Annotated in this window: 14 protein-coding genes; 9 read left to right on the top strand and 5 right to left on the bottom strand. The window is 55.7% G+C overall.

Going from position 1 to position 15,523, the window contains the following annotated elements:
* Positions 1–36: 36 nt before the first annotated feature.
* The 5 genes from ACTRWH_RS17825 to ACTRWH_RS17805 form a co-directional block, all read right to left on the bottom strand.
* Entirely contained in the window at positions 37–1,365 is a 1,329-nt protein-coding gene (locus ACTRWH_RS17825; RefSeq protein ID WP_462826700.1) for a DUF1329 domain-containing protein, read from the bottom strand.
* A 16-nt stretch (positions 1,366–1,381) separates the two neighbouring features.
* A complete protein-coding gene (locus ACTRWH_RS17820) occupies positions 1,382–3,295 on the bottom strand; it encodes a DUF1302 family protein (RefSeq protein WP_462826699.1) in 1,914 nt (637 codons plus the stop codon).
* A 42-nt stretch (positions 3,296–3,337) separates the two neighbouring features.
* Positions 3,338–5,803, bottom strand: a complete 2,466-nt coding sequence (locus ACTRWH_RS17815) for an MMPL family transporter (protein WP_462826698.1) — start codon at positions 5,801–5,803, stop codon at positions 3,338–3,340.
* 11 nt (positions 5,804–5,814) lie between these two features.
* Positions 5,815–6,804: a WD40/YVTN/BNR-like repeat-containing protein gene (locus tag ACTRWH_RS17810; RefSeq protein ID WP_228210235.1), complete on the bottom strand. Its 990-nt coding sequence runs from the start codon at positions 6,802–6,804 to the stop codon at positions 5,815–5,817.
* A 258-nt stretch (positions 6,805–7,062) separates the two neighbouring features.
* Complete coding sequence (locus ACTRWH_RS17805; protein ID WP_462826697.1) at positions 7,063–8,769, bottom strand: sigma 54-interacting transcriptional regulator; 1,707 nt, start codon at positions 8,767–8,769, stop codon at positions 7,063–7,065.
* Between the two features lie 382 nt (positions 8,770–9,151).
* Here ACTRWH_RS17805 and ACTRWH_RS17800 point away from each other — a divergent pair, with 382 nt between their 5' ends.
* From ACTRWH_RS17800 to ACTRWH_RS17760, 9 genes are all read left to right on the top strand, one after another.
* Entirely contained in the window at positions 9,152–9,403 is a 252-nt protein-coding gene (locus ACTRWH_RS17800; RefSeq protein ID WP_462826696.1) for a phenol hydroxylase subunit, read from the top strand.
* A 48-nt stretch (positions 9,404–9,451) separates the two neighbouring features.
* Positions 9,452–10,453 carry an aromatic/alkene monooxygenase hydroxylase subunit beta gene (locus ACTRWH_RS17795; RefSeq protein WP_462826695.1) on the top strand — a complete coding sequence of 334 codons (1,002 nt, stop codon included), beginning with the start codon at positions 9,452–9,454 and terminating at the stop codon, positions 10,451–10,453.
* Positions 10,450–10,719: an MmoB/DmpM family protein gene (locus ACTRWH_RS17790; protein WP_041333559.1), complete on the top strand. Its 270-nt coding sequence runs from the start codon at positions 10,450–10,452 to the stop codon at positions 10,717–10,719. The genes ACTRWH_RS17795 and ACTRWH_RS17790 overlap by 4 nt, the downstream gene beginning before the upstream one ends.
* Before the next feature lie 14 nt (positions 10,720–10,733).
* Positions 10,734–12,281, top strand: a complete 1,548-nt coding sequence (locus ACTRWH_RS17785) for an aromatic/alkene/methane monooxygenase hydroxylase/oxygenase subunit alpha (RefSeq protein ID WP_286810082.1) — start codon at positions 10,734–10,736, stop codon at positions 12,279–12,281.
* Positions 12,282–12,347: 66 nt separating this feature from the next.
* Positions 12,348–12,707, top strand: a complete 360-nt coding sequence (locus ACTRWH_RS17780) for a phenol hydroxylase subunit P4 (RefSeq protein ID WP_379866291.1) — start codon at positions 12,348–12,350, stop codon at positions 12,705–12,707.
* A gap of 10 nt (positions 12,708–12,717) precedes the next feature.
* Complete coding sequence (locus ACTRWH_RS17775; protein ID WP_286810081.1) at positions 12,718–13,779, top strand: NADH:ubiquinone reductase (Na(+)-transporting) subunit F; 1,062 nt, start codon at positions 12,718–12,720, stop codon at positions 13,777–13,779.
* Between the two features lie 13 nt (positions 13,780–13,792).
* Positions 13,793–14,128 carry a 2Fe-2S iron-sulfur cluster-binding protein gene (locus tag ACTRWH_RS17770; RefSeq protein ID WP_379866293.1) on the top strand — a complete coding sequence of 112 codons (336 nt, stop codon included), beginning with the start codon at positions 13,793–13,795 and terminating at the stop codon, positions 14,126–14,128.
* Positions 14,129–14,133: 5 nt separating this feature from the next.
* Positions 14,134–15,057 (top strand): catechol 2,3-dioxygenase, encoded by a 924-nt coding sequence (locus ACTRWH_RS17765; protein ID WP_379866295.1) that lies wholly within the window; start codon positions 14,134–14,136, stop codon positions 15,055–15,057.
* Positions 15,058–15,088: 31 nt separating this feature from the next.
* A partial coding sequence (locus ACTRWH_RS17760; protein WP_462826694.1) for an aldehyde dehydrogenase family protein occupies positions 15,089–15,523 on the top strand: 435 nt, incomplete at its 3' end.

The following is a 15,523-nucleotide window of genomic DNA, read 5'->3' as shown; positions in this document are numbered from 1 at the left end:
GGGCCCGATAATACGGGCCCAAGGGGTACACCAGCCTTAACTGCCGGTTGCGCGGAGATGCTGTACGTTGAACATACTGGGGCGTGACAATTCAGGGTCGACCTGGCCCTTGAACTGGCCTGTTGTGCAGTGGCTGGCTTGTACATCGATCATGCTGAAGCTGTCGTCGATAGACACCCCCGTACCCTTATTCTTGGGTAAGTGATGATCAGGATGAGCCTGTCCAATAGTGAAAGTTTTCCACAGGCTGCCCTTGCGGTCATAGGATATTGTTCGGGGGATGGTAAAGGTCTGGGCATCCATGTAATGAACCCGTTTTGAAAGCGGGTGGCTTTCATCAACTGGCACGGATTCCACTTCGTAAACTTTGCGGAGTTGCCAGGTAATGTCCGGGAAGCATCCACCCTGGCCGTTGAAGGCGACAACCTGATAGCCGTCATTGTCCTCATGGGTTTCCGCGTCCAGTTTCATATCGTTGTGGTTGTAGAATGGCATCAACATGTAGCGGGTGCCTTTATAGGTCCAGTTCATGTCAGAGATGCGACCGTTGTAGCCCTCGAAGTCCTCGATCATCAGGTCCGACCCCAGGAAAGCATCAGTTACCTGCCCGGTTGCCAGACGTCGAACACGGCGTTGAAAGCCGAGGTAGAGCCATGAATTGTCCCGCTTGAGATCGTCAGAAGCACGATGAATCAGCAGTTGGGTATTGCGAACATCTGCAGGGTCCAGCACCTGAACGTAAATGGCGCGGAACAGTTCAGACGGATTAGGAGTGATTTCAGGGGTAGGTTCCTGAATAACCCGGCCCATATAGTTCAGGAAGTGGAAATTGAACTTGATAGTCCGTTCTACCTTTCCCGAATCCATGTCGCGGTATTTCCAGTAGAAGGGATAGATCGCAGCGCTGTCACCCCAGTTGTAGCCGTACTTGTAGTTCCAGGCCAGTTTTTCGCCGGCACGGGGGTCATCCGCACTCGGCTCCTGTGGGAACGGGCGGCCGGCATTCCATCCATTGATTTCGCCGACTTGGCTACCAAGGGAAACCTCACCCAGTGACTTCCGGGTGGCTTCCACGTAGGCGGGATGGAGGTCGAACGATGTGGTTTCTCCAACCGTCATGGAGGTCCAGCCGTTTTTGATAAACGTGTAGAAGGCCGGATCGACAATGTCTTTGAACTGCTCCACATTGGACTGATCCAGGGTCATGCCGGCATTGAGGCCATCATGGCTTGGTGTCCCATCGTTGTAGGGGTGGAACGACTCATTGATGACTGCGTCGCTGGCGATAGTGCTGGCGGAAAAAGCGATCGCCGTCAGGCCAATAACCAGGCCGCCAAACAGGGATCTATGCAATTTTGTTTTCATGGTGTTTCCTCTTTTATCAGAAGCTGTAACGGGCAGTCAGCTGAATTTCATCTTCTTTCTGGGCCATACCAATGGGGCCGGATTTGAATCGACCGAGGGGCTCGTAACTCGAAAGCCCTGCGGACTCACCCGGTTGGTGGTTGGCTACTCCCGGTGTTTGCGTGAACGGATCCCAGGGGTTGCAAGAACGGCAGTCATCAAACTTGCGTGCGCCGTCGCCAACTTTGAAATTGCCGCCCAGGGTCAGTTTGAAGTTGTCGTTGACCAGCCAGTCAACCGAGGGAGCAATCGCCGTGGCCTGGGCCCGGAAGTCATGAGCGGTGATGATTTTCGGAGTCAGACGACCGTTCATATAGAAGCCCTGGATCAGCAGTGTGGCCGTCCAGTTGTGCTCCCAGTCTGGAATGCCTGCTTCGCCATAGGTTCTCTCTTCGCGTTCGTGATCCAGGATGTGCTGGCCAAAAATCTGGCCGGAGAACAGGAAGGCCTGACTTTCATTCAGAGCCGGGATAAAGATGTTCTTGTCGGCACCGAACACGTAACGAAGCACATCGGACTCGGAGTAGAGTTCTTTGCGGAGAGTGTTGGCGAATTCCTCACCTGAGGTGTAGGCCGTTTCAACCCGAAATACGGTATCGATACCCTGGGAATAGTAGTCCAGCGAGCCACCGACCAGATTGACGCGAGGGAAGTGAATATCGAATGCGATCAGGCCCGGATAGACATCGGTGGTGCCGTCGAACGCATTCTGTGCGGGGATTCCTCCCCGTAGAGACGGTAGCTGAGATCGGTAGGTCAGCGCGTTCAGCGAGAAGCCCAGATCACCATAGACGCCTTCCATCTTCAGGCCCAGTTGTGTGTTCGAAAGGCTCCAGCTCGGCATATGGGCCTTGCGGATACCAATCTGGCCGGGGCCGAAGTCGGTGGCGAAGCCGCCATCCGGAGTGGCGCCTGCGAAGTTGGCGACGGTACCGCCGTTCTCCCAGAGGTTATGCATCCCGCGGAAAAAACATCCCGCATCAAGAATGACGTTTGGCTGTCCGCATTGGCCAATATCGTGGGGACGAAACTTGTCGAAGTTCCACACCACCTGGAAGTTCAGGTCGTCGAAGGCCAGGCCGTCAAATACCTCGGTGGGCCCCATGCGGTAGTCGGTACGCAGGATCCACATGGGAATCCGGATATCTTCCAGTTCGTCGTAGATGTTGTTACGGGAGAAATCCACCGGGTTGATCACATCCAGCACCCGGAACAGGTCCGTCCTGCCCCAGATCACCTGTTGCTTACCGAGGCGGGTGCTGAGAATGTTGCCGTTGTCGAAATTGATGTTGAAATCGGCGTAGAGTTCGCGAATGACGTCGGCACGATCATTGAACTCCTGGTAGCGCAGGTCATTGGTATCTTTGTCCAGATAGCCGTCAATACAACCGCGGCCATCTTCATCACAGGGGCGGACCGGAACACCGAAGGCGACACCGTTGTCCTGCCCGTGCAGGTGTTCGCCCAGGACGACCATGCCGTCATTCGGGTTTTGATTGGTGTCAAAGCCGAAGAAAGGGGTAGGCGCTATACCGCCGCCGTGAGGGACATAACCTTGTGTGCCCTGCAACTGAACAGGGCCGCCGGCATTACGTCCATATTCATCGTCATTGAGGTCGTACACCCCATCGTAACTGGCACGAAGGGTCGCATTGAATCTTACGTTGCTGAGGATGCCAATATCCCCCGCCCCTTTTTCCATTTCCAGTTGCAGTGTGTTGCGGAATTTGGAAAGGCCTACACCTTCCCGCCCGTACGTTGCGTTCTCAACATAACCATTAACGCGGGTGTCTTCAGCCGCCACGGTGTTAGTCGTCGTTAACAGCGCCAGGGTGGCACTACCCGCGAGGGTGCAGCACCAGAACCTCAGGCCTTTTATTGTTGTTTGCATGGCATGTCCTCATTTCAGGTTTATGGAAGTTTGGTACCAGGGTCAGACCCGGTACGGCTCTCCCGGCACAAACCCATCCTGCTGTTCCCGTGAGGGACCAGACGATGGAGATGGTGTTGCTGGGTGACGATCAGCATGGAGAATGCCGTCTTCGTCGGCGTAGACATTGGTAACAAAGCGGGGTTTGAAGACCAGTACCCAGGAAGGCACCAGGAGCATGGCTGCGATACCGTTGATCACGATCATGACGCACAGCAGCAATGCCGCATCGGACTGGAATCTAAGGTCTGAGAAGATGACCCACATGACGATGCCCGCCATCAACGTCAGGGCTGTGAAACTGATGGCCATGCCGGTGGTGGAGATGGCTCGTCTGACGGCGTCCCGCAGGTTGCCAAGCCGGGCCATTTCTTCCCGTATCCGGTCCATCATGTAGATGGAATAATCGATGCCGACGCCGATGCCCACGGCAATCACCGGCACGGTATTGATGTCGATATTGAGCGCATTGAGGCCCATATAGGCGTAGGTGAGGGTGGTTGCGAAAATCATCGCCAACAGCATCATCAGCCCGGCATGCAATGAGGTGTAGAACAGCATGACGAAGGCAAAGATCAGCAGGAAAACCAATGGCAGAACAATGACATTGGTTTCAAAGGCTGATTCGTTCATTGCGGCAGCAACACCAAGGGTGCCCCCCGCCAGTTTGATGGTCAGGCCCTCAACGCGGTCACCGTTCTCCGCGATCCACTCCTTGGCCATGTGAATGGCACGGCGGATGGTTTCGCCCTGGCGGTCCTTGTAATAGAACACCAGATTGGCAATGCGGTCGTCGGTATCGTTGAATTCATCAAGGGCCCCGGGAATCGGGCTGGAGGCCATGTAAGTAAACATCAGCCCGCCGACATAGCCGGCATCGTGAGGAATCTGGTACCAGCGGGGATCGTCGTTGTGCATCAGGCGGTTAACCTGCTTGACGAGGTCGGGAAGGCCTTTGCTACCGCCCACTTCCGGGTCCTTCAGCATGTGGGACTGCAGGTCAGAAAGGGCCGCCAGTACCTCTGGACGTTTCAGGCCCCCTTTCTCTTCGGTTTCCGCCACGATGTAGAGCTCCTCGGAGCCCGGGAAGCGATCATTCACCACACGGGAAGAGACGTTGTAGTCATGGTCGGGATAGAGGATGGGGGAGCCCGGCTCCGAGTCGCCAATCTGCACGTTGGACGCCGCCAATAGTCCTGCGACCATCGCCAGTGCCGCGACACTCAGCACCACTTTTGCCGCACCCGGCCGAGCAACCGTGCGTGAGCAACTGGCGCCGATATGGCGCAGGGCGGTTTCGCGCAGGTTTGGATCTTTGGGTGTGGGCAGAATGGATAACAGCAGTGGCACGCCAATCAAGACCGTGAACACAACAGTAATCGCCCAAAGGGAAGCATAGATGCCCAGATGGGTATTCAACGGAATGGACCCGATGGCAATGAGCGACAGGCCAATAGCATCCGACACAACACCCAAGGAACCAGGACGGAACAGGCTGTCAAAGGTCGCTTTTGCGGCTTTGGGACCACTACCCAGTTCGCGGGTTTCCGCGTAGTAGCGTTCAACAAGTTGCACGCCATGGCTCATCGCCCTGGCTGCAATCAAAAAGGGGATCACCAGCCCGAGCGGGTCCAGGTTGTAACCGAGCAGACTGATGATCCCAAGCCCCCAGATCGTGGAGACCAAAACGCCACCAAGGGGGATCAGCACACCGTAGGCTTTGCGGAAATGGAAAACGAGCAAGGCCAGCATGGTGATTACGGTGAAAATGAATATCTGGAGGATCTGTTCCATATACGTGTAGGCCCACCCCACCAGGACTGGCTGTCCCGTGGCGTAGATCTTGACTCCTGCACTTTCCTCCGCTTCACGCAGCTGTTGTAACTGTGCAAACGTCTTTTCGTAATCCAGCTTGCCTTCAATCAGTTGCGCCTTGACCAGGGCCATTTTCATATCTGGAGACACAAGGGGGCCGTACACCCGTGGGTTGGCCGCCACATCGGCTTTCATGGCAGCCAGTGCTTCCCGTGAGTACTCGCCGGAGGTGGAGTCGTAGTAGGGTTCCGAGTTGATGCTGCCGACTTCCGTCAGCCAGATCTTGCGGGAATTCCGGTGAGTCACGCTGGACACAAGGTTGTGGTTCACCCCTGGTAGGTTGTCGACGGCCTGGGTGATTCGGTCGATCTTGGCGAGATTCTCGTTGGTAAAGATGTCGCCGTCTTCGAATTCGATGCCCACCGCAAGGACATTGGCGCCGCCGAAGCTGTCCTTGATGCTGTTGTGCAGTTCGATATAGGAATGTTGCTGCGGCAACAGGTCGGCGAAGTCGGTGTAGATTTTCAGCCCGGGGATACGCAGGGCGAACGCCAGTGTGAGGATGGCGATCACGCTCAATACCTTGCGCGGGTTGTTGAAGATCCATAGCTCCAGCGAATGCAGGAGATGGGTGAATCGATGCAATCCAGGCATGGCGGATTTCCTCAGTCAGTGCTGGCCGAGTGGGCCACGGGAGTTTCAAGGTTCAGCAGCAGGCCACGGCCACCAGCGGCGAGTAGTCGGTGGTTGGGGAGAATCAGGCCGGTACGCAGATACAGGGGTTGGTCGGACGCAGAGATCTTCTGCCAGGATTGACCTGTCTGCTGCATTACGGTGGCGTTATCCGCCAGGGCGTATAACCCTGAAGGGCCGGCAACGAAACCGAAAATTGGAGCGTTGATGCCGGTGGGGGATTTCTCCCAGTTCTCTCCGCCGTCGGTGGTGTGGTAGATGAAACCGTTCAGTCCGCCAACCCAACCTTCATTGTCTGAACGGAAGTAGCTGGAATGGGCGTAGAATTCGTCTGGAAGGTAGCCGGCATAGTCCCAGTTTTCGCCGCCGTCTGTGGTTTTGAGTACCAGGCCATATTCGCCGGTGATGAAAGCATGGTCGGCGTTGATGAACTGAAGGTTGTTGAGGATAGCGTCTTCGTTGAGTGAGGTCTCGGTCCAGGTCTCACCCTGGTCGGTGCTGCCCTGAATAGTGGTGAAGGCACCTGCTGCCCACCAGTTGCCGTCCGGAGCGCAAGCGGCGGTCATCATCTGTTCCTGGCTGGGCAGGGAGTGGGCTGTCCAGTTGTCTCCGTTGGTGTCGCCATGCCAGATTTCGTTGTCAAACGTCAGCGCAATGAAGCTGTTGTCCGGGCAAACATCTAACGCCAGGAAGCTTTCCGACGTTGGCGTCTGCCGTTTCCAGCTTTCTCCGTTGTCTGAGCTGACCAACACAACACCATTGTTGCCAGTCAGCACGATAACCTCGTCATTGCGAGCAATGGCTTGATAGAAGTCGGTACGTTTAACGGCTTGCACCGAATGATCCCGAACCGCGCCAAGATCCAGGGGCGCTTCGCAACCCGTTAACAGAACCGAAGACAATCCGGCCAACGATACGGCTGTGCCGGTAGTGCGCCATGTGCGCAGGGAGGCATTTCGCATTTTATGTCACCGTCTTTGTTTTTGTGGATAACGCGACTGACGGTGATTTAGCAACGCGTGTGCCATGCACGACTTGTATGCTCTAACTATATGTATTTATATATAAAATGGGTATTTTAAGAAGTGTGAGGGAAGCTGGGTGGGACAATTAAGAGGATTGTTTTTTATCAAATGATGAAATGAGTGATGTACTTATTGATATCGTCAAACCGCAAAGCGAACCGTGGACGTCCCTGTCCTAACTGCGCCGGTTGTTGTTCAGCTTTCGGCTAGAATACCGGACTTTTTGAGCCGGTAGGCGAGAGCGGGACGGGTCAGTCCGAGGATACGAGCCGCGCCGGAAACATTCTGGTTAGCCTCTTCCATGGCACGCCGCATTAATGTTTCCTCGACATCGTCAAGGCCGATACCACTGCCCAGTATCTGACTGGCCCAGTCGCCTTTGGAGGTCTCAGAGGTTTTTTCGACAAGTTGTCCGTGACTGTCGACAATACCCTGTGGCTGACTAGGTTGCGGCTCGGGAATACCTGCAAAAAGGGATTCGCGGCTGATGGACTCATTGTTGTCAGTCAGGATGACGCCGCGCTCGATAACGTTTTCAAGCTCCCGGATATTTCCCGGCCAATGATAGTGCAGGCAGAGTTCAAGGGCCTTGTCGGAGAGCCCGAGCGTGCGCTTGTTATACTCAGAGTGGAATTTATTGAGGAAATGTTCGGCCAGCAGCGGCAGGTCTTCCAGCCGTTCCCTGAGCGGCGGAATTTTCACGGGGAAGACATTGAGGCGATAAAACAGATCAGAGCGGAAACGACCCTCTTCCACGGCTTTTTCCAGGCTTTCATTAGTGGCCGCAATAACCCTGACATCGACAGCCCGTGTGCGGTTATCACCCACGCGCTCCAGTTCCCCTTCCTGCAGCACCCTCAGCAGCGTGGCCTGAGCCCGGGGGGTGAGCTCAACCACCTCGTCGAGAAAAATGGTGCCGGTGTTGGCCCGCTCAAACCGGCCCGGTCGGGACTGGTTGGCACCGGTGTAGGCACCTTTTTCCACGCCAAACAGTTCCGCTTCGATCAGGTCCGGGGGAATAGCGGCGCAGTTGACCGCGATAAAGGGTTGTTCGGCTCTTTCACTGCGAAGGTGAACGCTGCGGGCAATCACTTCCTTACCTACGCCGGTTTCGCCGAGCAATAGGACCGACACTTTACCCAGAGCGGCCTTGTCGATCATCTTGCAAACCTTGTTGTAAGAGGCGGACTGGCCTATGCCGTAATACTGCCCCTCCTGCTTTTCGAGGCTGCTGCGTAAAGAACTGACCTGACTCTGGAGGTCATACAGTTCTTCCATGATGGTGTCTGCCTTGAAGTACTGGGCAAATTCGGCGGCGTCTTCCCATTCCTCAGCAGGCTTGCCCACGATCATGCATTTTTCGTCACCACAGCCACGGCAGCTGACCTCGCGAAAGATGATTTCCCGGCCCATAAACGAGGAGGTATAGGCGCAGGCGTATCCAAGCAGTGACCAACAGACCGGTTCATCCATCTGCCCAAGTTCTGTCTGGCAGATATCCACTTCAAACGAATCGACCCATTCCAGCTCGCCATAGAAGTCGCCGGAGTCGTGATCAATGTCGATCTCCATGGGAACGACTTTGACCATGCCCTTTAGCGAATGCAGTTGGGGGCCGGCAAGAAAGATGTCGAGTTCACTGCAGTGCGGGCGAAGCTTCCGGGCCAGTTCTGCATCTTTCAGCCCGGACTGGTATCCCAGGCGCAGGAGAAAACCCTTCGCACGCTCAATACCCATGGTATTCACCATTTCGCGCCGAAAGGCGGCCATGGCACTGACTTGCATCAGTAGCATGCGCTGCTCGCCAAACCAGATTTTGCCTTCCGTGCTCTGGAACCGGATCTGTTCCGTAAGATCCTGAAAATCCACATATTGCAATTGTGGTTTGTAGGTAATAGCCATACTCAGGAGCCCCGTTTGTAATTGTATGGGGTCGCACCCTGGAAAGGTCGTCCAGTGCGAAGGCAGCCGAACGCCGCCTTATTTTATATAACACCCGAACCTTGGCAAAAATCAATCAAATGATGAAATTTCGGGCCAAAGTCGCTGTTGGCTAGTGAGCTGAGCATTTGCTCAGTTCACGATTTCATGTTGATCAAATGGTGAAAAAATTCGTCTCGCTTCCTGATCTCCCCTCCGATAATTCACGCTGCTTCAGTGTCCGCGTCTCAATATAAAGTCTTTTAAAACAGAAGCTTGGGTTTTTATTGATGGTAGGTTTCGATGCTTGGCACAGCCGTTGCTCCAGCCATGGCAACCCATAACAAACACAAGGGTGCCAACGATGACTGAGCATGCAAAAAGCTTCGACGAGCTGACCCGCTACATCCGGGTCCGAAGCGGGCCAAAGGACAGATTCGTAGAGTTCGATTTTGCCATCGGACATCCCGAACTGTTTGTTGAGCTTGTCCTTCCCCGCGAAGCGTTCGAGATCTTCTGCAAGCACAACAATGTCGTTCACATGGATTCCGACATGATCCGCGAGATTGATGCGGACATGGTCAAGTGGCGTTTCGGCGAGAAGGGTCACCGCTGAACGTCGCCAAATCGATCATCCACTCAAAACAACAAACGGTAAGTTGATATGAGCATTGAGATCAAAACCAATTCGGTGGAACCCATCCGCCAGACATACGGGCACATCGCCCGTCGCTTCGGCAACAAGCCGGCGTCCCGCTACCAGGAAGCCAGCTATGACTTGGAAGCTAAAACCAACTTTCACTACCGTCCGCTGTGGGATTCAAAGCACACGCTGAACGATCCCACACGCACGGCGATCCGCATGGAAGACTGGTACGCCGTCACCGATCCCCGCCAGTTCTACTACGGCGCCTACGTTGGCAACAGGGCCAAGATGCAGGAGGCCGCGGAGACTAGTTTCGGGTTCTGCGAAAAGCGCAACCTGCTGACCCGACTTCCCGAAGCCACTCAGAAGCAGATCCTGAGGTTGCTGGTGCCTCTGCGCCACGTGGAGCTGGGTGCCAACATGAACAACAGCAAGATCGCGGGCGATGTTAACGCCACGACGGTCTCGCAGATGCACATATATACCGCCATGGATCGCCTGGGCATTGGCCAGTACCTGTCTCGAATTGCCCTGATGCTGGATGGCAGTACCGGTGCAGCACTGGACGAATCCAAGTGCTACTGGATGGATGACGAGCTGTGGCAGCCAATGCGCAAGCTGGTGGAAGACACCCTGGTGGTGGATGACTGGTTCGAGTTGACGCTGGTCCAGAACGTGCTGGTGGATGGCCTGCTGTTTCCACTGGTGTACGAGAGGATGGACCAGTGGCTGGGCGAGCAGGATGCCGAAGATGTCTCCATGCTCACCGAATTCATGCGGGACTGGTACAAGGAATCCCTGCGCTGGACCAACGCCATGATCAAGGTTGTGGCGGCGGAAAGCGACGCCAACCGCGAACAGCTCCAGGCCTGGATCGATCAGTGGGAACCTCAGGTGTACGGCGCACTCAAGCCCCTGGCCGAGGCCAGCACCGGCATTGAGGCCCTGGATGAAACCCGGGCTCAACTCTCCACCCGTCTCAAGAAATTCCAGCTGCAGAGCCAGGGAGTATCCGCATGAGCCAGCTCGTATTTATTGCCTTTCAGGACAACGACAACGCCCGCTACTTGGTGGAAGCCATCGCCGAAGACAATCCGGAAGCGGAAGTTCAGCACCAGCCGGCAATGATCCGGATCCAGGCCGAGAAGCGACTGGTGATTAACCGGGAAACGATGGAAGAGAAGCTCGGTCGCGAATGGGATGTTCAGGAAATGCTCATCGACGTGATCAGCATCGGCGGCAATGTCGACGAAGACGACGACCACTTCATTCTTCAGTGGACCTAATTGGGAGACTTATCATGGCTGTTAAAAACAAGAAGCTGAATCTCAAGGACAAGTACCAGTACCTGACCCGGGACATGGCCTGGGAACCAACCTATCAAAAGAAGAAGGACATTTTTCCGGACGAGGATTTTGAAGGTATCAAGATTACCGACTGGTCCCAATGGGAAGATCCGTTCCGTCTGACCATGGACGCCTACTGGAAGTACCAGGCTGAAAAAGAGAAAAAGCTGTACGCCATTTTCGATGCCTTTGCCCAGAACAACGGCCACCAGAACATTTCGGACGGCCGTTATGTGAATGCGCTGAAACTGTTCCTGACCGGTGTGTCGCCCCTGGAACACGCGGCTTTCCAGGGCTACGCCAAGGTGGGGCGCCAGTTCAGTGGCGCCGGAGCCAGGGTAGCGTGCCAGATGCAGTCCATTGACGAGCTGCGCCATTCACAGACCCAGCAGCATGCGATGAGCCATTACAACAAGCATTTTAATGGCCTGCACGATGCGGCTTACATGCACGACCGGGTGTGGTTTCTGTCCGTACCCAAGTCGTTCTTCGATGATGCCCGTTCGGCCGGTCCGTTCGAGTTTCTGACTGCAATTTCGTTCTCGTTCGAGTATGTGCTGACTAACCTTTTGTTCGTTCCGTTCATGTCCGGTGCTGCTTATAACGGCGACATGGCCACCGTCACCTTTGGTTTCTCGGCGCAGTCCGACGAAGCACGGCACATGACCCTGGGCCTTGAAGTGATCAAGTTCATCCTCGAACAGCATGAGGACAATGTGCCGATCGTACAGCGCTGGATCGACAAGTGGTTCTGGCGCGGTTTCCGCCTGCTGAGCCTAGTCAGCATGATGATGGACTACATGCTGCCGAACAAGGTCATGTCCTGGTCGGAAGCCTGGGAAGTGTATTACGAGCAAAACGGCGGCGCCCTTTTCAAAGACCTTGAGCGCTACGGCATCCGCCCGCCCAAATATCAGGATGTGGCCAACGATGCCAAGCACCACATCAGCCATCAGCTATGGGGCACGTTCTACCAGTACAGCCAGGCCACCAACTTCCATACCTGGATTCCCGGTAAGGAAGAAATGGACTGGATGTCCGAGAAGTATCCGGAGACTTTCGACAAGTACTACCGCCCGCGCTACGAGCATTGGGCCAAAGAGCATGCTGAAGGCCGCCGCTTCTACAACAACACCCTGCCGCAACTGTGCCAGGTATGCCAGGTACCGACGCTGTTTACCGAGATGGGCGAGCCCACCAAGCTCAGCCACCGCCAGATGAACTACGAAGGTGAGCGTTACCACTTCTGCTCGGAAGCCTGCTGCGACATCTTCAAGCACGAGCCGGAGAAGTACGTTCAGGCGTGGTTGCCGGTACACCAGATCTACCAGGGCAACTGTGAAGGTGGCGACGTCGAGACGGTGGTTCAGAAGTACTACCACATCAACATTGGCGAGGACAATTTCGAGTATGTCGGCTCGCCGGACCACAAACGCTGGTTGTCCATCAAGGGCAAGTCGTCTGATGACAAGGCTGAAGGGTCCAAGCAGGACGCGGCCTGATACGGAGATTACCCGGTGTCATCTGACGCCGGGTGATTTACCCGCAAAAACAACAAGGTGACCACCATGAGTGTTAACGCTTTATACGACTACAAGTTTGAACCACGGGATAAGGTCGAGAACTTCAACGGCATGCAGTTGCTGTATGTACTCTGGCCGAATCATCTGATGTTCTGTGCTCCGTTTGCCCTGCTGGTGCAACCGGACATGACCTTCGAAGCCATGGTTGAAGAGATCCTGAAACCGGCTACGGCATCCCATCCGGATTCAGCGAACGCTGACTTCCTGGAGGCGCAGTGGCTGCTGAATGATGAACCGTTTACGCCGGATGTTGATGCCAGCCTCAAAGACAATGGCATTGATCACAAGAGCATGCTGACGGTAACCACGCCGGGCCTTAATGGCCTTGCCGGCGCCGGATTCTGAGGGTAGCGCTATGAGTCACACCGTTACTATCGAACCCATTGGTGAACAGATTGAGGTCGAGGATGGCCAGACCATCCTGGCCGCCGCTTTGCGCCAGGGTGTCTGGCTGCCTTTTGCGTGCGGCCACGGCACCTGTGCCACCTGCAAGGTCCAGGTCATCGAGGGCGATGTTGAAATCGGCGATGCCTCGCCCTTTGCCCTGATGGATGTGGAACGGGACGAAGGCAAGGTGCTGGCCTGCTGTGCCACCGTTGAAAGCGACGTCACCATCGAGGCGGATATCGATGTCGACGAAGACTTCGAGGGCTATCCGGTGGAGGACTACACCGCAACCGTCACAGACATCGTCGAGTTGTCTCCGACCATCAAGGGCATCCGCCTGAAGCTCGACCGCCCGATGACCTTCCAGGCCGGCCAGTACATCAATATCGAACTGCCGGGCGTTGATGGCCCGAGGGCCTTCTCCCTGGCCAATCCGCCGAGCAAGGCGGATGAGGTAGAGCTTCATGTGCGACTGGTCGAGGGCGGTGCCGCAACCACCTACATTCACCAGCAACTGAACGTGGGTGAGCAACTGCATCTGTCAGGTCCATACGGCCAGTTTTTCGTGCGCAGTTCGCAGCCCGGCAACCTGATTTTCATTGCCGGCGGCTCCGGTCTCTCCAGCCCGCAATCCATGATCATCGACCTGCTGGAGCAGGGCGATGACCGCCAGATCACCCTGTTCCAGGGTGCCCGTAACCGTGCCGAGCTCTACAACCGTGAGCTGTTCGAGGCCCTTGCCAGGGACAACGACAACTTCACCTACGTGCCGGCGTTGAGCCAGGCGGACGAAGACGGTGAGTGGTCTGGCTTCCGGGGCTATGTGCACGATGCGGCCAGGGAACACTTCGATGGTCGTTTTGCTGAGCACAAAGCCTATCTGTGCGGACCACCGCCGATGATCGATGCGGCGATTACCGCATTGATGCAGGGCCGGCTGTTTGAGCGGGACATCTTCATGGAAAAGTTCCTGACAGCGGCAGACGGCGCGGAAGAAACCCAGCGTTCAGCCCTGTTTAAGAAGATCTGACCGGAGGTGCGATATGGCTCAGGTCTATCGGATAACCGAGCGGTGCAGCGGCAAGTCTTTTGAATGCGAGGCCGGCCAGAGTGTGCTCAAGGCGATGGAACAACGGGGCATGAAGTGCGTGCCCGTGGGCTGCCGGGGCGGTGGCTGCGGCTACTGCAAGATCCAGGTTCTGGCAGGAGAGTTCGAGTGCGGAAAGATGAGCAAGGTCCATGTTCCGCCGGAAGCCTTGGAGAAAAGGGAAGTCCTGGCCTGCCGGGTGTATCCCCTGACTGATTTGACCATCGAGTGCCGGCCGCCATCGCAGCCCGGTCTCACAAGCAAGCAGACAAAAACAACAGCGTTGAGGTAACTGTCATGAAAAAAGGTGTAATGCGTCCCGGCCATGTCCAGATCCGTGTTCTCGATATGGATGAAGCCGTCAAACACTACACGGACCTGATGGGTCTGATCGAAACCGACCGTGATGACCTGGGGAGGGTGTATCTGAAGGCCTGGTCCGAGGTGGACAAGTTCTCCGTGGTCCTGCGCGAAGCAGACGAGCCTGGCTGCGACTTCATGGGCTTCAAGGTGGTTGATGAGGCGGCGCTGGTCCAGCTTGAAAATGACTTGGTGAGCTTTGGTGTGGATGTCGATCAGATTCCCGAGGGTGACCTGAAAGACTGTGGTCGCCGGATTCGTTTCAGTGTGCCCTCGGGGCACGCCTTCGAGCTGTATGCCGACAAGTTATACACCGGAAAATGGGGGGTCACCGAGGTTAATCCAGAAGCCTGGCCACGCGGTCTTGAGGGTATGAAAGCGGTACGTTTCGATCACTGCCTGTTTTACGGCCCGGAATTGGCCGCAACCTACGACATTTTTGTCAATGTATTGGGCTTCCACTTGGCCGAGCAGGTTCTGGACCCGGAAGGTACCCGCGTCGCCCAGTTTCTGACCGTCTCTATGAAGGAACACGACATCGCCTTCATTCACCATGAAGAACCGGGAAAATTCCACCATGCGTCGTTCTTCCTGGAAACCTGGGAGGACGTCCTGCGGGCCGCGGACCTGATCTCCATGACTGATACTTCCATTGATATCGGTCCTACCCGTCATGGCTTGACCCATGGCAAGACCATCTATTTCTTCGATCCGTCCGGCAACCGCAACGAAGTGTTCTGTGGTGGTGACTACACCTACCCGGACCACAAACCGATCACCTGGAAAGCGGAAGATCTCGGTAAAGCGATTTTCTACCACGACCGGGTACTGAACGAACGGTTCTTGACGGTATTGACCTAACCCAACACTGGCCTCACGGGAATGAGCAGCAATGAAAGACATAAAACACTACATCAACGGACAGTACATTGGTTCGGCCAGCGGTAAGCTTTTTGACAACGTCAACCCAGCCAACGGCCAGGTGATCAGTAAGGTTCACGAAGCCGGCCGGGAGGAGGTGGATGCTGCCGTCAAGGCCGCGAAATCGGCCCTGGGTGGCCCTTGGGGCAAGATGACGCTGGAGGAACGCACGGGCATCCTGCACAAGGTGGCCGACGGCATCAACGCACGGTTTGACGAGTTCCTGGAAGCGGAATGCCTGGATACCGGCAAGCCCAGATCCCTGGCGAGCCACATCGACATCCCCCGGGGCGCAGCCAACTTCAAAGTGTTTGCGGACATGATCAAGAACGTGCCCACGGAATCCTTCGAAATGCCCACGCCGGACGGCACCGGCGCGCTGAACTACGCCGTACGCCGCCCCAAG

This window comes from Marinobacter sp. G5_S1_61_S3 (assembly GCF_054968585.1).
The sequence above is the reverse complement of the archived record's forward strand: the minus strand, read 5'-3'. Positions and strand labels throughout refer to the sequence as shown.